This window comes from Terasakiella sediminum (assembly GCF_033100395.1).
Lineage (GTDB): Bacteria > Pseudomonadota > Alphaproteobacteria > Rhodospirillales > Terasakiellaceae > Terasakiella.
Window position 1 is genome coordinate 42,255 of the sequence record NZ_JAWLVJ010000018.1, and the last position, 18,744, is coordinate 60,998.

At 50.3% G+C, this 18,744-nt stretch carries 17 protein-coding genes; 9 read left to right on the forward strand and 8 right to left on the reverse strand.

The features are described from left to right. Positions 1 to 10 precede the first annotated feature (10 nt). The 7 genes from cysK to ubiE form a co-directional block, all read right to left on the reverse strand. Positions 11 to 988, reverse strand: coding sequence for a cysteine synthase A (gene cysK / locus RYZ26_RS14145; RefSeq protein WP_317683876.1), 978 nt, complete (start codon positions 986 to 988; stop codon positions 11 to 13). 151 nt (positions 989 to 1,139) lie between these two features. Beyond that, positions 1,140 to 1,595, reverse strand: coding sequence for an RrF2 family transcriptional regulator (locus tag RYZ26_RS14150; RefSeq protein WP_317683877.1), 456 nt, complete (start codon positions 1,593 to 1,595; stop codon positions 1,140 to 1,142). A gap of 26 nt (positions 1,596 to 1,621) precedes the next feature. After that, positions 1,622 to 2,080: a dUTP diphosphatase gene (gene dut, locus RYZ26_RS14155; protein ID WP_317683878.1), complete on the reverse strand. Its 459-nt coding sequence runs from the start codon at positions 2,078 to 2,080 to the stop codon at positions 1,622 to 1,624. Beyond that, the gene (coaBC, locus tag RYZ26_RS14160; RefSeq protein WP_317683879.1) at positions 2,077 to 3,327 is read right to left on the reverse strand and encodes a bifunctional phosphopantothenoylcysteine decarboxylase/phosphopantothenate--cysteine ligase CoaBC; all 1,251 of its coding nucleotides are present in this window, start codon (positions 3,325 to 3,327) and stop codon (positions 2,077 to 2,079) included. Before coaBC ends, dut begins: the two co-directional genes overlap by 4 nt. 99 nt (positions 3,328 to 3,426) lie before the next feature. Beyond that, positions 3,427 to 4,161 carry an SDR family oxidoreductase gene (locus RYZ26_RS14165; protein WP_317683880.1) on the reverse strand — a complete coding sequence of 245 codons (735 nt, stop codon included), beginning with the start codon at positions 4,159 to 4,161 and terminating at the stop codon, positions 3,427 to 3,429. 74 nt (positions 4,162 to 4,235) lie between these two features. Continuing rightward, positions 4,236 to 5,777, reverse strand: coding sequence for a 2-polyprenylphenol 6-hydroxylase (ubiB, locus tag RYZ26_RS14170; RefSeq protein WP_317683881.1), 1,542 nt, complete (start codon positions 5,775 to 5,777; stop codon positions 4,236 to 4,238). Further along, entirely contained in the window at positions 5,777 to 6,535 is a 759-nt protein-coding gene (ubiE, locus tag RYZ26_RS14175; RefSeq protein WP_317683882.1) for a bifunctional demethylmenaquinone methyltransferase/2-methoxy-6-polyprenyl-1,4-benzoquinol methylase UbiE, read from the reverse strand. The genes ubiB and ubiE overlap by 1 nt, the downstream gene beginning before the upstream one ends. 78 nt (positions 6,536 to 6,613) lie before the next feature. Here ubiE and mutM point away from each other — a divergent pair, with 78 nt between their 5' ends. The 8 genes from mutM to gyrB all read left to right on the forward strand — a co-directional run bounded on the left by mutM (position 6,614) and on the right by gyrB (position 15,971). Next, positions 6,614 to 7,441, forward strand: a complete 828-nt coding sequence (gene mutM, locus RYZ26_RS14180) for a bifunctional DNA-formamidopyrimidine glycosylase/DNA-(apurinic or apyrimidinic site) lyase (RefSeq protein ID WP_317683883.1) — start codon at positions 6,614 to 6,616, stop codon at positions 7,439 to 7,441. 15 nt (positions 7,442 to 7,456) lie between these two features. Beyond that, positions 7,457 to 7,822: a hypothetical protein gene (locus tag RYZ26_RS14185; RefSeq protein WP_317683884.1), complete on the forward strand. Its 366-nt coding sequence runs from the start codon at positions 7,457 to 7,459 to the stop codon at positions 7,820 to 7,822. A 42-nt stretch (positions 7,823 to 7,864) separates the two neighbouring features. Next, positions 7,865 to 8,641 carry an enoyl-CoA hydratase gene (locus RYZ26_RS14190; RefSeq protein WP_317683885.1) on the forward strand — a complete coding sequence of 259 codons (777 nt, stop codon included), beginning with the start codon at positions 7,865 to 7,867 and terminating at the stop codon, positions 8,639 to 8,641. Positions 8,642 to 8,819: 178 nt separating this feature from the next. After that, positions 8,820 to 9,083 (forward strand): 30S ribosomal protein S20, encoded by a 264-nt coding sequence (gene rpsT, locus RYZ26_RS14195; RefSeq protein ID WP_317683886.1) that lies wholly within the window; start codon positions 8,820 to 8,822, stop codon positions 9,081 to 9,083. 453 nt (positions 9,084 to 9,536) lie between these two features. Next, positions 9,537 to 10,958 carry a chromosomal replication initiator protein DnaA gene (dnaA, locus tag RYZ26_RS14200; protein WP_317683887.1) on the forward strand — a complete coding sequence of 474 codons (1,422 nt, stop codon included), beginning with the start codon at positions 9,537 to 9,539 and terminating at the stop codon, positions 10,956 to 10,958. A 189-nt stretch (positions 10,959 to 11,147) separates the two neighbouring features. Next, positions 11,148 to 12,266, forward strand: a complete 1,119-nt coding sequence (gene dnaN / locus RYZ26_RS14205) for a DNA polymerase III subunit beta (protein WP_317683888.1) — start codon at positions 11,148 to 11,150, stop codon at positions 12,264 to 12,266. 17 nt (positions 12,267 to 12,283) lie between these two features. Next, positions 12,284 to 13,471 (forward strand): DNA replication/repair protein RecF, encoded by a 1,188-nt coding sequence (gene recF, locus RYZ26_RS14210; protein ID WP_317683889.1) that lies wholly within the window; start codon positions 12,284 to 12,286, stop codon positions 13,469 to 13,471. A 31-nt stretch (positions 13,472 to 13,502) separates the two neighbouring features. Beyond that, on the forward strand, positions 13,503 to 15,971 hold the full coding sequence (gyrB, locus tag RYZ26_RS14215; protein ID WP_317683890.1) for a DNA topoisomerase (ATP-hydrolyzing) subunit B: 2,469 nt from the start codon (positions 13,503 to 13,505) through the stop codon (positions 15,969 to 15,971). Positions 15,972 to 16,051: 80 nt separating this feature from the next. On the opposite strand, the gene RYZ26_RS14220 is transcribed toward gyrB, so the two are convergent. Beyond that, entirely contained in the window at positions 16,052 to 18,139 is a 2,088-nt protein-coding gene (locus RYZ26_RS14220; RefSeq protein WP_317683891.1) for a tetratricopeptide repeat protein, read from the reverse strand. Positions 18,140 to 18,365: 226 nt separating this feature from the next. Here RYZ26_RS14220 and RYZ26_RS14225 point away from each other — a divergent pair, with 226 nt between their 5' ends. Continuing rightward, complete coding sequence (locus RYZ26_RS14225; RefSeq protein WP_317683892.1) at positions 18,366 to 18,743, forward strand: cupin domain-containing protein; 378 nt, start codon at positions 18,366 to 18,368, stop codon at positions 18,741 to 18,743. Position 18,744 lies beyond the last annotated feature (1 nt).

Sequence of the window (18,744 nt, forward strand, 5' to 3'; positions counted from 1 at the left end):
GTGATGCGCTTTAGTCACCGACAATGCCGTCAAACAGGGCTGTGGACAGGTAACGTTCCGCAAAGGAAGGCAAAACCACCACGATGTTTTTACCTGCAAATTCGTCACGTTGGCCAAGCTCAATCGCTGCAGCAAGGGCCGCACCGGAAGAAATACCAACCGGAACACCATCTGTGTGAGCAACTTGACGAGACGTGGCAAATGCTGTTTCGTTCCCGATTTTCAGCACTTCATCAATTACACCTGTGTTCAGGATATCCGGGATAAAGCCAGCACCGATGCCCTGAATTTTGTGGGGACCTGGGACGCCACCGGAAAGGACCGGGCTGTCTTCTGGTTCTACGGCGATCACTTTGATGTCAGGGCGTTGTTCTTTTAACGCACCACCAGCACCTGTGATGGTTCCGCCTGTGCCAACGCCGCTCACGAAAGCAGCGACTTCACCGTTGGTGTCTGTCAGGATTTCGTGTGCTGTTGTACGGGTGTGGATCGCCGGGTTGGCTTCGTTTTTAAACTGCTGTGGCATAAAGGCATCAGGCAGTTCCTTGATCAGTTCTTCAGCGCGTGCAATCGCACCGGACATGCCTTTGGCTGCCGGGGTCAGTTCCAGTTCCGCACCCAGAAGCGCCAGCATTTTGCGGCGTTCTTTGGACATGCTTTCCGGCATGGTCAGGATCAGGCGGTAGCCGCGTGACGCACAAACGAATGCCAATGCGATCCCTGTGTTGCCAGATGTTGGCTCAACCAATACAGTGCCTTGTTTGATCTTGCCCGCTTTTTCAGCAGCTTCGATCATGGCAAAACCGATACGGTCTTTTACAGAGGCAAGCGGGTTGAAAAATTCACATTTACCGAGAATGTTGGCCTTCACACCATGTGCTTTTGCCAGACCGGACAGATTAACCAAAGGCGTTGCACCGATGGTGTCGATGATGCTGTCATAGATTTTGCCGCGTGTCGGCGCGTCGGATGTAGATTGTTCAGACATGTCCACTCTCTTTGTACGGATATTGTTTGTTAATTAGGTAAATTCTATCTACTAAAATGTATGGAACCGCTGAAAGGGCTTGTCAACAGAGAAAGAATAAATGGCAGGGAAATTGGGAAAAATTTACACCTGCCAGTCGTAATATGGGAAATTAGATGGTGAAATCCAGGTTCTGACGCCCTTCGCTGACCAGCCCTGCCTGATTGGCACGGGTGCAAAGATCATCAATGCTGACTTCATCCAGTTCGACCATCAGCTTTTCCTGCATTTCGGTCCAGACCGGGCGCACAACCTTGTGGCCGAGCTCTGAACCCGCTGGATCATTTAGCGGATCTTCTGCGGTTTCCATCTTGCGAACGATGCGAACGATTTCGCCAACGGTAATGCGGCGACGTTCACGTGCCAGACGGTATCCCCCACGGGGGCCGCGTACGCCAACCAGAACGCCGGCGCGGACCAGTTGTTGCAGGCCTTGTTCCAGGTACCGGCGCGGGATGCCTTGGCGGCGGGTGATTTCGCGGCTTTGGACAGGTTGTCCGCCGCTGTGGTATGCGATATCCAGCACAGCTTCAATCGCAAAAAGCATTTTCTTGGAAAGTCGTAACATGAGGGGGTCCTTGCCTTATAAGCGGGTTATTTTTTGTTTAAGCCTGTTGATCCAAAACCGCCTGCGCCACGTTCTGTGTCAGGTAGGCTATCGGTTTTCACCCAGGAAATGGTTGTGACTGGGGCAACAACCATCTGGGCAATGCGCATGCCGCGCTCAATTTCAAAAGCATCTTCACCCAAGTTGACCAGAATAACCCCGACTTCGCCGCGGTAATCTGCATCAATGGTGCCCGGTGCATTGGCAACGGTAACGCCATGTTTGGCCGCAAGGCCGGAACGGGGCCGTACTTGCGCTTCATATCCTACAGGCAGTGCGATGGAGAGACCCGTTGGCACAATCGCGCGCTTGCCGGGTTCCAGTGTCAAAGGTGTATCAATCGCGGCCATCAGATCCATACCGGCGGCATGTTCGGTGGCGTAATGGGGCAGGTCCATATCTGCGCCATGGGGCAATTGAACGACACTTACATCTACAGTGCTCATGCTTTTTCTTCTTTCAAATGTTCTGCAATTTGTTCTGCCAGTTTTTTGGCAACGTCTGATTTTGTCAGTTTTGGCCAGTCCACGCATTGATCATTCGCAATGAAATGAACCGTATTGTCATTGCCGCCAAAGGTCCCGGCGGCGGGTGACACATCATTCGCGATGATCCAGTCGCATTGCTTGCGCGCCCGTTTGGCGGTGGCATGCTCTATGACTTTTTCCGTTTCAGCCGCAAAGCCAACCACAAGGGTTGGACGCTGATCTGGATGTTGGCTAAGGGTTGCCAGAATGTCCGGGTTTTCTGCCAGTTTCAGATCCGGCATATCGCCAGAACCATCTTTCTTCAGCTTCTGGTCAGCCTCAATATCCACGCGCCAGTCCGCAACAGCTGCCGCACAGACAGCAATGTCAACGGGCAGGGCAGTTTCGCAAGCGGCCAGCATGTCACGCGCCGATTCAATATTCACCACATTGACCCCATCCGGGTCCGGCTGTTGTGTGGGGCCGGAAACGAGCGTCACATCGGCACCAAGGGCAGCCAGCTGGGCAGCGATGGCATGACCCTGTTTGCCCGATGATCTGTTTGCGATATAGCGCACTGGATCAATCGGTTCATGGGTCGGCCCACTGGTGACCAGGGCTTTCTTGCCTTTAAGCGGGCCGTCCTGGTCAAAGAATTTACTGACGGCAGCGACAATGTCCATCGGGTCCGACATACGGCCAAAGCCATATTCCCCACAGGCCATATCGCCTTCATCGGGGCCAATCATGGTGACGCCGCGATCTTTCAGCGTTGCCACATTGGCCTGGGTTGCCGGATGGTCCCACATGCGCACATTCATGGCAGGCGCCATCATTACGGGCTTGTCGGTTGCCAGCAAGGTGGTGGAGGCCAGATCCGTTGCCAGACCATTGGCTGCTTTTGCCATGATATTGGCGGTGGCTGGAGCAACGACCACAAGGTCGGCACTGCGTGACAGTTGGATATGACCCATTTCAGATTCGTCATCCAGATCGAACAGGTCATCATAGACCTTATCGCCACAGACGGCAGACAGGGCCAACGGGGTTACAAATTCTGATCCTGATTTGGTCAGAATGCAGCGCACTTCGATGCCGCGTTCGCGCAGGCGTCGCACCAGCTCGGGCGTTTTATAGGCGGCGATACCACCAGTGATGATGAGGAGTATTCTTTTCTTCTTATACACGATGGGTTCCAGATCGTAGTACGCATAAAATTTGTACATAACCTACGCATAGCTGTGTTGCAGTGCAAGCAAATAAGTAGGTTTATTCAATAAAAAAGCCTAAAGCACTGATTTTATTATACGAAGATATATAAGAAATTAGAAATGTGCGGTGAACCCACCATCAATTGTAAGCACTTGCCCGGTCATATAGCTGGCGGCACTTGATGCCAGGAACACGCAGGCCCCGCCAATTTCTTCTGGTTTGCCCCAGCGTTGTAAGGACGTGCGTCCTTCCAGAAAGGCTTTGATATCCGGGTTATCGACCATGGCTGCATTGGCTTCGGTCGCGAAATAGCCCGGCGCAATGGCATTTACATTGATGCCGCGCGGACCCAGTTCAGCGGCTAATGCGCGCGTCAGTCCGGTCAGCCCAGCCTTGCTTGCCGTATAAATCGCATCACCTGCCCGCGCAATATCACCCGCGATAGAGGTGACATTAATAATACGTCCGCCTTTGTTCATTTTATTGACGGCCAGACGGGATAGCTCGAACGGGGCAATCAGGTTACTGGACAGCAGATTTTCCACGTCCTTGATGGCGAATTCATCAATGGTACGACGATCACGCCCACCAACGTTATTGACCAGAATGTCCAGTTCGCTGATGCCGTTGAAAATATCGCCCAGACGATCTGTCTGGCTGACATCAAAGATACGTGGTGTTGCGTTTGGGAGGTTTTTGCAGGCTTTGATGAGCGCAGTTTCATCGCGCCCGTTGAGATAGACGTGAGCGCCCGCTTCACTTAAAGCCTTTGCCATTTCATAGCCGAGACCACGTGTAGCCCCTGTAACAAGGGCAGTTTTACCGGAGAGATTGAAAGCCTGGGTCATGATCTAACTTCCTGTCATTCCTGCGCAGGCAGGAATCTGTTTTCATGAGATCCCTGCCTTCGCAGGGATGACGTTTAGTTTATATATTCAACCACCAAAGCCACGGCCAAACCAGCGGCAATCACCCAGCCGAGCCAGCCAAAGCCTATACGGCCATTGCCATTTCTGCGACCCGTATCCAGTTTCAGTCCGTTCTTGGAAACATCATCCAGTGTCTCTTCAATATTGGCGATGATGCGGGGCAGGCGCATGACGGTGTCACGTGTTTCTGTGGCTGCTGCTTTAACACGTGCCTGTGGACCCAAATTCTCGCGCATCCATTTTTCAATGAAGGGCTCTGCCAGGAACCACATGTTCACATTCGGGTTCAGGTTACGCCCAACCCCTTCGGCGATCAGCATGGTTTTTTGCAGTTGGATTAGTTGTGGCTGCGTTTCCATGGAGAAATATTCGGTCACTTCGAACAGTTGAGCGAGTAAACGAGCCATGGAAATTTCATTCTGCGGCAGGCCCATGATCGGTTCTGCAATGGATCGGGCGGCTTGAGTGAACAGTTCCACTGACTGGTTCATGGGGACCCATCCGGCCTCGAAATGCACATCGGCCACACCTTTGTAATCCCGTGTGATAAAAGCCAGCAGTAATTGGCCCAGATGGCGTTGCGTGGTGTAGTCCAATCGGCCCGTAATGCCGAAGTCAACAGCCGCCACCCGGCCATCATCCATCACAAACATATTGCCGGGATGCAGGTCTGCGTGGAAGAAACCGTCACGGAAAACCATGTTGAAAAAGGCGGTGGAGGCATGTTCTAGAATTGTATTCGGGTTATGGCCCGCATCAATCAGTTTTTGTGGTTCATCAACGTTTAGCCCATGGATACGTTCCAGCACCATGACGCGCTTGGCACAATAAGGCCATTTGACTTCGGGGATGTAGAAATAGTCATCATCCTTGAAGTTTTCGCGCATCTCATCAGCAGCGGCCGCTTCAAAGCGCAGGTCCATTTCAAAACGAACGGTATCTTCCAGCGTCTTGACCGATTCCACCATTTTCAGGCGTTGCAGATCGGGACGTGCACGTTCCACCCATTCTGCAATGGTTTCCATCAGGCGGAAGTCGGCCTTGAAATCGCGGCGGATATTTGGGCGTAGAACTTTGACAGCCACTTCTTCGCCATCCACCGTCTTGGCAAAATGCACTTGTGCGATGGAGGCCGCGGCGACCGCTTCGTCATCAAATTCAGAAAAGAACTGTTCAATCGGACCGCCCAGGTCTTCTTCAATAATGCGGCGCGCTTCACGACCGGAAAATGGTGGCAGGCGATCCTGCAATTCGGTCAGGTCTTCGGCAATTTCTTCGCCCATCACATCAGGTCGGGTGGAAAGGGCCTGTCCCAGTTTAATCGCTGTGGGACCAAGGTCATGAAGGGCGCGGGCCAGTCGCTGACCCGGGCGCATCTTTTTAACACCGCGCGCACGGCCCACCGGGATTAATCGGGCCAGAAGTACAATACCGGGGGCAATGCCCATACGTTCAAACATGAACAATACGTCATAGCGCGCAAGTGTAAGTGCCACACTTAACAGACGTTTCAGGATGGTGAGTGATCGCAACATCAGATGTTCCATCCTGTATGAATGGCGGCGATCCCCCCTGTGAGGTTGCGGTAGCTTACATTTTCAAAGCCCGCTTCACGGATCATTTGTGCAAATTTTTCCTGCGGCGGGAATTTGCGGATGCTTTCGGCCAGATACTGGTAAGAATCGCGATCTTTTGCCACAACCGCCCCAATTTCCGGCAGCAGTTTGAAGGAATAAAGGTCGTAGATTTTATCCAGCACTGGCATCACGACTTCAGAAAATTCCAGACACATAAAACGACCGCCCGGTTTCAGCGTGCGTTTGGCATCACGAAGGGCAGCTGGGATGTCGGTGACGTTACGGATACAGAAAGCAATGGTGTAGGCATCCATGGTGCCATCGGGAACCGGAAGCTTTTCAGCATTCCCGCACAGCCAGCTCAGACCTTGTAAGCGATTGGCGTCAATGGCACGGGCGCGCCCGACTTTTAACATTTCGTGGTTAATGTCGGTGACGGTGACATGGCAGTTGCCGCCTTTTTTGGCCACCCGGTCCTGAATGCGAAAAGCGATGTCCCCTGTGCCGCCACCCACATCCAGCGTGTTCCAGCCGTTTTGCGGGTTCAGCCAATCGACCATCTGATTTTTCCAGAGACGGTGAATGCCTGCACTCATCAGGTCATTCATAATGTCGTAGCTGGAAGCAACGCTATCGAAAACGCCGCGAACCATTTTTGCTTTATCGTCTTTTGCAACCGTGCGAAAACCGAAATGTGTCGTATCTTTATCGGACATGGCCTAAATTCTTTCTTGTAAGAGTTGCCAGAAAATAGCCTAAGCTGTTTCATTAGGCTAGCCCTAAAGGAGATGAACTTGCCCGAATTGCCCGAAGTCGAAACTGTGCGTCTTGGATTGCTGCCTGCCCTGAATGGTCAGGTGATTACCGATGTGATTGTGCGCCGTCGTGATCTGCGCACACCCGTTCCCGAAGATTTTGAAGATAGGGTGATTAATCAGAAGGTTTTGGGCCTTGATCGTCGATCCAAATATGTGCTGGTGCATCTGGAAAGCGGGGAAACCATCATCATCCATCTGGGCATGTCAGGTCGAATCCGCATTGAAGAGGGTAACCCGCCTGAACCGGACAAGCATGACCATATTGAATTCATTACGCAGAATCGCAAATGTATCCGTTTTGGCGATCCGCGTCGCTTTGGCTTTGTTGATCTGATCGAACCGGACGGGATCGAGATTTATCCGGCGATTGAAAAGCTGGGACCAGAGCCGTTAAGTGATGATTTTGATGCGGCCCTCTTAATAAGCAAGCTGAAAAACAAGACCACTTCGATGAAAGCGGCTCTGATGGATCAGCGCATTGTTGCAGGTCTTGGTAATATATATGTCAATGAAGCGCTCTATCGCGCAGGTATTTCACCCACCAAAAAAGCAGGCAAATTGACTAGGCCCAAAGCGGCCAAGCTGGTTGAGGTCATCAAAGATGTTTTAACCGAAGCCATTGCTGCAGGCGGATCATCATTGAAAGATCATCGCCAGACCGATGGGGAACTTGGGTATTTCCAACATTCTTTCAAAGTCTATGGACGTGAGGGTGAGCCTTGCACGGCGTGTAATAAAGGCACCATCAAACGCATTGTTCAGCAGGGGCGGTCCACTTTTCACTGTTCTGTTTGCCAACAATAAGGTATGAGCATAGGTATGTTGAACGCTTTACGCATAGGATTGTTGGCGGTCTCTTTGTTGTTTGCCCAAAAGGCAATGGCACAGGATCAGGTCTTTTTATCCGTATTGGACGATGTTCCGCTAATGGCTGGGCTGACCGAATCTCCTGATGATTCGGTGCGCTTTGATACGCCGGGCGGGCGCATTGTGGAAGCCTATGCGCTGGGCGTTGTCACAAAAGCTTCCGTTTTATCTTACTATAAAGACAGCTTACCCTCTTTGGGGTGGAAGCGAACAGCGCATGGCCACTACATGCGTGAGGGTGAATATTTAACCGTTTCGGTCAAGATGGAAAATCAGACAGCCATTGTGCATTTTTCATTGTCGCCAAACGCAAACTAAACGTCACAAGAATTCAAACAAGATCAGATTAGGATTAGGGATATGGCATACGAACATATTATCGCTGAAAAACGAGGCCGCGTTGGCCTGATTACGCTCAACCGTCCAAAGGCACTGAACGCTTTGTGTTCTCCGCTGATTGCGGAACTGGGCGCGGCACTGAGTGAATTTGACAGCGATGATGATATTGGCGCAGTGGTACTGACAGGCAGCGAAAAAGCATTTGCCGCAGGTGCTGATATCAAGGAAATGGAATCGAAAGATTTCAACGATGTCTATTCCAACGACTTCATCACAGGTGACTGGGAAGTGGCTGCAAACTGCCGCAAGCCTGTAATCGCTGCTGTGGCTGGCTATGCGCTGGGCGGTGGCTGTGAAATGGCTATGATGTGCGATTTCATCATTGCGGCTGAAAACGCCAAGTTCGGCCAACCTGAAATCACCATCGGAACCATTCCGGGTGCTGGTGGTACACAACGCCTCACACGTGCGGTAGGAAAGGCCAAGGCCATGGAAATGTGCCTGACCGGCCGTATCATGGATGCAGAAGAAGCAGAACGTTCCGGTCTGGTGACGCGTATTGTCCCTGTTGAAAAGCTGGTTGAAGATGCGATGGAAACAGCCGACAAGATCGCTAAATTGTCCATGCCTGTTGTGATGATGGCGAAAGAATCGGTCAATAAAGCGTTTGAAACAACGCTGGCAGAAGGCGTGATGTTTGAACGTCGCGTCTTCCATTCCACCTTTGCTTTGGAAGATCGCAAAGAAGGTATGGCCGCTTTTGCAGAAAAACGTTCCCCGAACTTCCTGCATAAGTAAGCTTTGTGAACCCCGGTGTTTCGGGGGGAACGCTGGAATGTATTGGGTAAATCCCCGCGATTGTGGGGATTTGCTTTTTAGAGGATTGCAATATTTCTGCAATTCTTTCTTGACGAGGTTGGGGCGAGCCCTTATAAGCCCCCAACCGATTTAGAAATTAGCTTTTTCAGGAAAACCGATGGCTAACACACAGAACGCAAAAAAACGCGACCGTCAAATCCAACGCCGTACTGCTGTAAACACAGCACGTGTTGGTCGTATCCGTACCTTCATCAAAAAAGTTGAAGCTGCGATCGAAGCTGGTGATAAAACAGCAGCTGCGGAAGCTTTTAAAGTTGCAATGCCTGCTATGCACGTTGGCGTCTCTCAAGGCGTTGTGCACAAAAACACAGCAGCACGCAAACTTTCCCGTTTGTCTGCACGCATTAAAGCTCTGGCTTAAGCGTCACACGAATTCGGGATTCGAATTTCTGACAAAAGGGTCGCAAGCACTTGTTTTGCGACCCTTTTGTCGTGTCTGAACCCTAGGGTTTCCCTATGTTCAGGCTATGTTTCGTCAAGGGATTTTTTTACAGTTTTTGTAAATGAACCTGTAGACTCTTGGACGACACATGGATAAAGTTATCCACAACCTTGATCGGGTCACAAGCGGCCAATTCTTAATGTGTCGCATCTAAAATAAAGACCGGATCTGTCATAAAAATGCGACTCCTTTTCAAGTCGTTTCTCTTTTGTGGGAAAAGAACTGTTCAAACGGCATTTATGCTGTTTGAAGGGGCGTTTTTTGTGATGACGCAAACGAGAAACATATAGGGCACAAGACTGTCGCGGATCATGATCCTTAGGGCGGATGATGAAGCTGTGACAGAGAATCGGGTTAGGATTGAAGGAAAGTATGTCTGACGTAATGAACGCATCTGCCATTGATGGGGATTGGGCACAAGTCTGTTCGCATATGCGCGATGAAATTGGCGATGCCGCTTTTGACAGCTGGTTCAAGCCTATGTCCGTTCGTTCCGTTGATGCCGGTGTGGCGACGATTTCTGTACCAACCCGTTTTATGCGCGACTGGGTAGCGAATAACTACCTGGAACAGATCCGTGGTCTGTGGTGCGCCATCAACAAACAAATCATCAATGTGGAAATCAGCGTCGGCAACGCACATGGCGGCGGGATTCTCTCGCAAGCCAGCTCCAACGCGCAGAAACAACAGGTAGCGCCGACCGCAGCGCCTGAGGCTGCGCCTGTCGCTCAGGTAAAAGCCCCACAGGTTAATCCGGCAGAACAATTGGGTGCACCGCTTGATCCCCGCTATACCTTTGACGGGTTCGTGGTCGGAAAACCCAACGAATTTGCCCATGCGGCTGCCAAGCGTGTCGCCGAAGCAGATGTACCGCCCTTTAATCCGCTGTTTATGTACGGGGGCGTCGGTCTTGGTAAAACCCACCTGATGCATGCCATTGCGCATCATATGCGCGAAGTACACCCAAACCGCACAGTGGTTTATCTGTCTGCTGAAAAATTCATGTACCGTTTTATCCGCGCCCTGCGCGAACAAAAGACGGTGGATTTTAAAGAGCAGTTCAGAAGCGTTGATATGCTTTTGATCGATGATGTGCAGTTTATTGCAGGCAAAGATTCCACCCAGGAAGAATTGTTCCATACCTTTAACGCGCTGGTGGATCAGGGCCGTCAGATCGTTCTGTCTGCCGATAAATCTCCGTCCGATATTGAAGGACTGGAAGACCGTCTGAAATCCCGCTTGAACCACGGGCTGGTGGCCGACCTTCATGCAACAACTTATGAGCTGCGCCTTGGCATTTTGCTGTCCAAAGCAGAACAGTTGGGTGTGGAGCTGCCAACCAAGGTCACCGAATTCCTCGCACACAAGATTGCGTCCAACGTTCGGGAGCTGGAGGGTGCATTAAACCGCGTTGTGGCCCACTCACAGTTGGTTGGGCGGCCTATCACGCTGGAAACATCTCAGGAAGTGTTACACGACCTGCTGCGCGCCAATGATCGTCGTGTGACGATTGAGGAAATCCAGAAAAAAGTTGCCGAACATTTCAATATCCGTGTAGCAGATATGCATTCTGCGCGTCGTGCACGTTCTGTGGCACGCCCGCGCCAGATCGCCATGTTCCTGTCCAAACAGCTGACCTCTCGCTCTTTGCCGGAGATCGGGCGCAAGTTTGGTGGACGCGATCATACAACCGTGATGCACGCGGTTAAAAAGGTCGGTGAATTGACCCTTCACGACCAGGATTTTGCAGAAGATGTTGAGCTTTTGCGCCGCATGCTGGGCGGTGTGGGCTAAGCTTGTAAAAAACCTGCAATTTTTCTCCCTAAAATAGGAAAAAAGCTTCGATTTCTCGCAGGCTTTGTTATAATGGCGAACCGAATTGGCGGGGCTATTGCTAATGCTTTGTAATTCCTTACGAATTCGGTTTTCTCGGGGTAGGCCAAAAACCATTTTCGAAACCATATTTGAAACGATAAGAACGTCATGAAGATTACCATCGAACGCGCAAGCTTAATGAAGTCCCTGGCTCACGTGCAAAGTGTTGTGGAACGTCGCACCACTATTCCGATTTTGAGCAATGTAAAACTGGACGCACATGGCGGTCGTTTGTCCTTGAATGCGACCGATATGGATTTGGATATTGTGGAAACGGTTGAATGCGAAGTTGTCACCGAAGGGGCGACAACAGCTCCTGCACATATGCTCTATGATATCGTGCGCAAGCTCCCTGACGGATCGCAGGTCGAGCTCGATAACGGTGCGAATGAAGAATTGCTGACGCTGCGCGCAGGTCGTTCCAAATTTACCCTGGCGTGCCTTCCCACCATGGACTTCCCCTTGATGTCCGGTGGCGATCTGGATCATAACTTCGCGCTTCCGGCAGGCGAACTTAAAGGCATTATTGATCGCACGCGCTTTGCGATTTCCACCGAAGAAACCCGTTATTACTTGAACGGTATTTACGTTCACGCCGGGGAAAACAATGGTGTGCCGGTTCTGCGCTCCGTTGCAACAGACGGTCACCGTCTGGCAAGCGTTGAAGTGCCACTGCCGGAAGGCGCTGCGGAAATGCCGGGCGTGATTGTACCGCGCAAAACCGTTGCTGAAATTCGCAAGCTGATTGATGAAACAAACGATGATGTTTCCATCTCGCTTTCTGATACAAAAATTCGCTTTGCCTTTGGCGATGTGGTGCTGACCTCAAAACTGATTGACGGAACCTTCCCGGATTACGAACGCGTGATCCCAACAGGTAACGACAAGATGATGGAACTGGAATGCAAGCCATTTGCAGCCGCTGTTGATCGTGTGTCTGCAATCTCCACCGAAAAATCCCGTGCCATCAAGCTGGAAATCAGTGCAGGCTCCCTCGTTCTTTCTGCCAGCAGCCCGGATGCGGGCAGCGCGCGTGAAGAAGTGGAAGTGTCTTACGCAGCAGATGCCATTGAGATCGGCTTTAACTCCAAATACCTTCTGGATATCGCTCAGCAGGTAGAAGGGGAAACTGCGCAGTTTATGCTGTCTGATGGCGGCTCACCTACCATCGTGCGCGATGCGTCTGATGCGTCGGCCCTGTACGTTTTGATGCCGATGCGTGTGTGACGGACTGATTAACCAAGGTGCGAAGCGACAGTGAAAATTCTGCTGCCAGTAACGCCATTGCCGTTGCTGTCACCAGACTGACTCTCAGTAATTTTCGATGTTACGACTTTCAGCGCCTTGATCTGGATACGCGCCCGGTTGTGCTTTTTGGCAATAACGGGGCGGGAAAGACAAATATCCTCGAAGCGGTGTCGTTGCTGGCACCCGGTCGGGGGATGCGGCGCGCCAAGGCGGCAGAACTGGCTAGGCGCGACGTTGGATGTGAAGAAGACAGTGGCCGTCCCTGGGGGGTGGCTGCAACCGTTGAAACGGTAGGTGGCCCGGTCGATATCGGCACGGGGCGCGAAGAAAGCGGATTGAAGGGCACGCGCGAAAGGCGGGTCGTTCGTATCGAAGGCGAAACCGCACGCGGACAATCTGTTTTGGCAGATTATGTGGATGTGGTCTGGCTTTTGCCGCAGATGGATCGGTTGTTTCTGGATGGATCCATCGCCAGAAGACGGTTTCTGGATCGATTGGTGTTCGGGTTTGATCCCAGCCACGCGACCCGGATGAATGCATATGAGCATGGGCTGCGTGAGCGGGCCAAACTGCTCAAGACCGGGCGAAATGATGATCGCTGGCTGTCCGGTCTGGAAGAACAAATGGCTACAAAGGCCGTCGCGGTGGCCGCAGCACGAAAAGACATCGGTGCGCGGCTGAATATCCTGGCGGTTGAAGGCTGGGGGCCGTTTCCAGGGGCGCAATTGACGCCGACGGGCTTGGTAGAAAGCTGGTTGGATGAGTTTAGCGCGCTGGAAGTTGAAGATAAGTTTCGCGACTTTCTGGCACAGCATCGCGATATTGATGCGAAGGTCGGTGGCGCGAAAGACGGGGTGCATAAAAGCGATCTGCTGGTGCGCCACGTTCCGAAGGACCAACCGGCAGAGGTTTGCTCTACCGGGGAACAAAAAGCCTTGTTGACTGGCATGGTGCTGGCCAACACAAAAGCATTGGCACTGGATCGGGGGCGCATTCCGCTTCTGCTTCTGGATGAGGTGGGGGCCCACCTTGACGAAGATCGCCGCAAGGCGTTGTTCGAAGCCATCTGTGCTTTGGGGGCACAAGCCTGGATGACGGGGACGGATATGGCATCATTTCAGCCATTGAAATCCCGGGCCAATTTCTTTGATGTGGAAAATGGCAACGTCAATCGGGTGAAATGAAGAATTTGAAAGTGAAACCTGGGTATCGACCATGAGTGAAGAAAACCTGAATAACGGTGAAAACGGCGAAGAATACGGCGCGGATTCCATTAAAGTCCTCAAAGGGCTGGAAGCTGTGCGTAAGCGCCCCGGTATGTATATCGGTGACACGGATGACGGCACCGGCCTTCACCACATGGTCTATGAGGTCGTGGATAACGGCATCGACGAAGCCTTGGCCGGGCACTGTGACATTCTGGTCGTCACGCTGAATGGTGATGGATCCGTCACTGTTTCCGATAACGGTCGTGGTATCCCGGTTGATATCCACCCGGAAGAAGGTGTTTCGGCGGCAGAAGTGATCATGACCCAGCTGCACGCAGGTGGTAAGTTTGACAGCAATTCCTATAAGGTCTCCGGTGGTCTGCACGGCGTAGGGGTGTCGGTTGTAAACGCCCTTTCTGACTGGCTGGAACTGAAGATTTACCGTGATGGCAAAGAACATAAGGTTCGCTTTGAAAATGGGGAATCGGTTGCACCGCTGGAAATCACAGGCGATGCACCGCTGAAAGAAGACGGCACACCAGAGACAGGTACATTCGTAACCTTCCATGCCTCTGACGAGATTTTCGCGATCACTGAATATGATTATGGCACGTTGGAACATCGCCTGCGCGAACTGGCGTTTCTGAATTCCGGTGTGCGCATGTTGCTGCGTGATGAACGTCATGCCGAAGCCAAAGAAACACCGCTTCATTATGAAGGCGGCCTGATCGAATTTGTGAAATATGTAGACCGTTCCAAAACCGCGATTCTGCCTGAACCTGTCTTTATGGAAGGCACCAAGGCGGATAACAACGGGGAAGAAGTCGGCGTGGAAGTCTCCATGCAGTGGAACGACAGCTACCATGAAAATGTCATGTGTTTCACCAACAATATCCCGCAACGCGATGGCGGCACACACTTGGCGGGTTTCCGTGGCGCGCTGACCCGTACGGTTAACGCTTATGCCCAGGAAAGTGGCTTGGCGAAAAAGATGAAAGTGACGATCTCCGGGGAAGATATCCGTGAAGGTCTGTCAGCTGTTGTCTCTGTAAAAGTGCCGGACCCGAAGTTCTCCTCACAGACCAAAGACAAGCTGGTGTCTTCTGAAGTGCGCCCGGTTGTGGAAAATCTGGTTGGTGAAGCGCTGAAAGAATGGTTTGAAGAACATCCAAACGAAGCACGCCAGATCATTGGTAAAATCTGTGAAGCCGCAGCCGCACGTGATGCCGCACGCAAAGCGCGCGAGCTGACCCGTCGCAAAGGCGTGATGGATATTTCGAGCCTGCCGGGTAAACTTGCTGACTGTCAGGAACGTGATCCTGCCAAGTCTGAACTGTTCATCGTGGAGGGTGATTCCGCAGGCGGTTCTGCAAAGCAGGGCCGTGATCGTAAAAGTCAGGCTATCCTCCCGCTCAAAGGTAAAATTCTCAACGTGGAACGTGCCCGTTTCGACAAGATGCTCTCCTCGCAAGAGGTCGGCACATTGATTACGGCGATGGGTACTGGCATTGGCCGCGATGACTTTAATATCGAAAAATGCCGCTATCATAAAATCATCATTATGACCGATGCGGACGTAGATGGATCGCACATTCGGACCCTGCTTTTGACCTTCTTCTTCCGTCAAATGCCAGAGATTATCGAACGTGGCTATCTCTATATCGCACAGCCTCCGCTTTATCGTGTGAAGCGCGGCAATTCTGAAGTTTATCTTAAGGATGAAAAAGCTTTAGAAGACCATCTGGTGAATCTGGCAGTGGATGATTGTATCCTCTCGCTTCATTCCGGGGATCAGATCGGCGGCGAAGACCTGCGCAACCGTATTAACAACGCACGTATCGTCAAAAATCAGCTGGCAAGCCTTGCTGGTAAAGTTCCTTCGGACATCCTAGAACAAGCAGCCATCGCGGGTGGTCTGAATGTGGAACTGCTGCAGGATGACGCCAAGGCACTGGAAGTCGCCAAAACAGTTGCAGCCCGTCTTGATGCGATTGAAACTGATCTGGCCCGTGGCTGGGAAGGCTCCGTTCTGGATGACGGCAGCCTGGCCTTCAGCCGCACATTGCGTGGTGTCACCGAAACCCACGTTCTGGATCATGGTATCCTGCGTTCAGCCGAAGCGCGCAACCTGCATGCTTTGTCAGAAGAATTGAGCGAGAGCTTTGCCCATGTGGCAACACTGAAGCAGAAAGAAAAAGAATTCCCCGTTAACGGCCCGGTTGCTTTGGTCAACACCGTCACCGACCTCGGAAAAAAAGGCATGAACGTACAGCGCTATAAAGGTCTGGGCGAGATGAACCCGGAACAGCTGTGGGAAACCACCTTGGACGAGAGTGTGCGCTCGCTGCTGCAGGTAAAAGTCAACCATACAGACGAAGCCGAAGAGGTCTTCTCCACCCTGATGGGCGACGTGGTAGAACCGCGTCGAGACTTCATTCAGGACAATGCGTTGAAGGTGTCTAATCTGGATGCTTAATCATTTATGATTTGACGAAAAGCGCCCCGGTGAGTGATTGCCGGGGCGTTTTTACGTCAGTTTACAAAAATTATAGTAATTTACTTATGCTTATCAAACTCTGCTAGGCACTGTTCGGGCGGGAGAGGAGACCATACGTGAGCACCGTTTCTTACATGCCTGGGGCAAATACGCGAAGCCGGGATTGTAAATCCCTTTGGTAGACCCTTGGGTGGGATGTCTTGCCAAAACCAAACATTTTTAATCTGTTCTTGCGTCAGATTTTTTACTCCTGAAAAATCGGCCTTAGAAATGTTTGAATTGTTGAGGCTGGCCCCTTTAAAGTCTGCATGTATGAAGGTTGCATTATATAAACTGGCTTCATCCAAATTGGCATTTGTGAGATTGGAATATAAAAAATCCCCGCCTGACATTGAGGCACCCGTGAATTTTGCACCGCTTAAATCACTTTTTTGTGCGAGAAGCCAGCCGTTCATATTTGAAAATGAGAAATCGGCATTTCTTAAATCAGAAAAGCGCATCGAGGTGCTTCTGAACTCGGCGTGTGAAAAATCAGCATTTCTGAGGCTGGAATGGTTAATATCTGCATCATTGAACCGTGCCTGTGAAAAATTGGCCTGATCTAATTGAGAATAATTGAGTGAGGATGTGTATATCCAGGCATTGGCGAACTCGGCCTTCTTCGCATTCGTCAATACCATGTTACTATCAGTGAAATTGAAGTGTGCAAATTTGGCACCTTCCAAGTTGCCTTGTTCAATGTTGCTTTTTCTCATTGAGAGAGAACGAATATTTAAATTTCGGAAATTAGGGCGTCTAAAAAGCGAATTTTGAACCGTAGTGTCACTGAAAAAATCTTTTTTTAGCTTTAAGTCCCGAAAATTTGCCCCTTTTGTGGCGTATTTTTTAAAGTTTGTGAGGGTGGGCTTCGTCCATTTTATAGTTTCATCATCTTTAACAATGGGTTTCGGTGTGGTTTTTGGTTGATAGAACTCTGGAAAGATTCCATCCCATGTGCTTACGAAATCTATATTCACAGGTTGTGTTTTTTTAACACCAGACATTTCCAATTGTCGGATGAGTTTCGGTATCCAAGGCAAAGTGCTTCCGAGTTTTTGGGCTTTTGTCAGGTCGTTATAGGCTTTCTGTTTTTCCTGCATTAAAGAATAGAGTAATCCTCTATGCAAATGAGCGTGACCAAAGTTCGGGTCAAGGGATAACGCATGAGTGTAGTATTTAATTGCTTTTTTATAATGACTGCTTCCTGAATTTTCCCAAGCGTGGCCTAACAAGACAAACATTCCTGGGTCTTTAGGGGCTAATCTGACAGCTTCATTGAAATCACTAACTGCCTTATCAAAACGTTTCAGCTTTATATAGGCCAACCCACGTGTTCGATGAGCGATAATCAAACTTTGTTCCGAAATTCCAACGTTTTTCAGGCAAATATCTATCAACCCGACAGCGGCAACAAACTCATTTTCCTTATATTTACGATGTCCGAGAAAACAAAGAATGTCAGGTTTCTTTTTGGAAGTCTCGCTATTTGTTTGAGCCGTTTTTTTCTCTTGAATGGGTAACTTATATTGTCTCATTCGGTTAATTAAAGCAGGAATGCGCAGGCCAAGGGTATAAGCGATTTTATAGTCAGAAATAGCTTTTTTGCGGTCACCTAAACGTTCATAAACGATGCCTCGATCATAAATTGCTGTCGCGTAATTTGGCTTTAATTCGAGAGCTTTTTTAAGGTCATTCAACGCGGAAAAGTAGTCGCCTTTATTGGAGTAGTGAACTCCTCTTGTTTTATATTTAACTTCTAAATCTGAGGGGTTGAGGCTAATCGCTTTTGTCTGGTCTTTAATTGCCTGACCTAGGTTCCCTTTTCTTGAATAGACAACACCACGGTTTTCATATGCTTTTGCCAAGTTGTCGTTGGTCAGTTTCCCTGTTTTAATGCATTGATTAAGCAGCGAAATGGCTTTGTCATGGTTGCCAATTTGGGTCTCATCCCACCCTTTTTGGCATTGGGTAATATCTTCTGCATATACAGGAGCCGTCTTTAGAAGAACGCAAATGACAGCAAGAAGGAGAATAGGAACTGGTCGTGCTGAACTTTTTTTAATGATGAATGTTGTGAGAATGGACGATGACTCAATTTTTTTAAACAAAAGGGTGTCCTCTAAAAGCGTGAAGATAAATATCTAAATTATTCATGACTATAGGGTACTTTTGAGAGGATGTTTAGATACAATTTATTTTGGTACATATGTTTTGGTTAACACGTTTGTGTCTGCGAACTGGACTCTTTGTTTAATCAAAGCTGGTTCTGTCTGGCATTAGGGGGATGGGATAAATTTATTCCTTGAGAATTGAACCTTTAAAAGGAATGCCTCTATGTCCATGCCCGTGCGTGTTATTGATTTTGCTGACCCATCCCACCCTGTTTCCGAGCGCCGTTTGAAAGACCTACCGGACCGTGTGGTGGAAGGGGATCCCCATCACAAATCAACCCAGTGTTTTGTGAATGAGGAAGGTAACCTTCGCGCCAGTAAATGGACCAGCACGCCGGGCAAATGGCATGCCTTTACCGATAAGGATGAATTCTGCTACATCGTGGAAGGCCATGTGCGTCTGATCGGCGAAGATGGCCATGCCCAGACCTTTAAGACAGGCGACAGCTTCATGATCCCCAACGGCTTTCGTGGCTTTTGGGAAGTGGTGGAAACAACCACGAAACACTGTGTTGTCTATGACTACAAGATTGAGGGATAAG

Coding starts and splice junctions, on each gene's coding strand:
- RYZ26_RS14185 (WP_317683884.1), top strand. CDS start 7,457: ATGTTGAACGCTTTACGCATAGGATTGTTGGCGGTCTCTTTGTTGTTT.
- rpsT (WP_317683886.1), top strand. CDS start 8,820: ATGGCTAACACACAGAACGCAAAAAAACGCGACCGTCAAATCCAACGC.
- gyrB (WP_317683890.1), top strand. CDS start 13,503: ATGAGTGAAGAAAACCTGAATAACGGTGAAAACGGCGAAGAATACGGC.
- dnaA (WP_317683887.1), top strand. CDS start 9,537: ATGTCTGACGTAATGAACGCATCTGCCATTGATGGGGATTGGGCACAA.
- ubiE (WP_317683882.1), bottom strand. CDS start 6,535: ATGTCCGATAAAGATACGACACATTTCGGTTTTCGCACGGTTGCAAAA.
- ubiB (WP_317683881.1), bottom strand. CDS start 5,777: ATGTTGCGATCACTCACCATCCTGAAACGTCTGTTAAGTGTGGCACTT.
- RYZ26_RS14165 (WP_317683880.1), bottom strand. CDS start 4,161: ATGACCCAGGCTTTCAATCTCTCCGGTAAAACTGCCCTTGTTACAGGG.
- dut (WP_317683878.1), bottom strand. CDS start 2,080: ATGAGCACTGTAGATGTAAGTGTCGTTCAATTGCCCCATGGCGCAGAT.
- dnaN (WP_317683888.1), top strand. CDS start 11,148: ATGAAGATTACCATCGAACGCGCAAGCTTAATGAAGTCCCTGGCTCAC.
- cysK (WP_317683876.1), bottom strand. CDS start 988: ATGTCTGAACAATCTACATCCGACGCGCCGACACGCGGCAAAATCTAT.
- coaBC (WP_317683879.1), bottom strand. CDS start 3,327: ATGTACAAATTTTATGCGTACTACGATCTGGAACCCATCGTGTATAAG.
- RYZ26_RS14190 (WP_317683885.1), top strand. CDS start 7,865: ATGGCATACGAACATATTATCGCTGAAAAACGAGGCCGCGTTGGCCTG.
- RYZ26_RS14150 (WP_317683877.1), bottom strand. CDS start 1,595: ATGTTACGACTTTCCAAGAAAATGCTTTTTGCGATTGAAGCTGTGCTG.
- RYZ26_RS14225 (WP_317683892.1), top strand. CDS start 18,366: ATGTCCATGCCCGTGCGTGTTATTGATTTTGCTGACCCATCCCACCCT.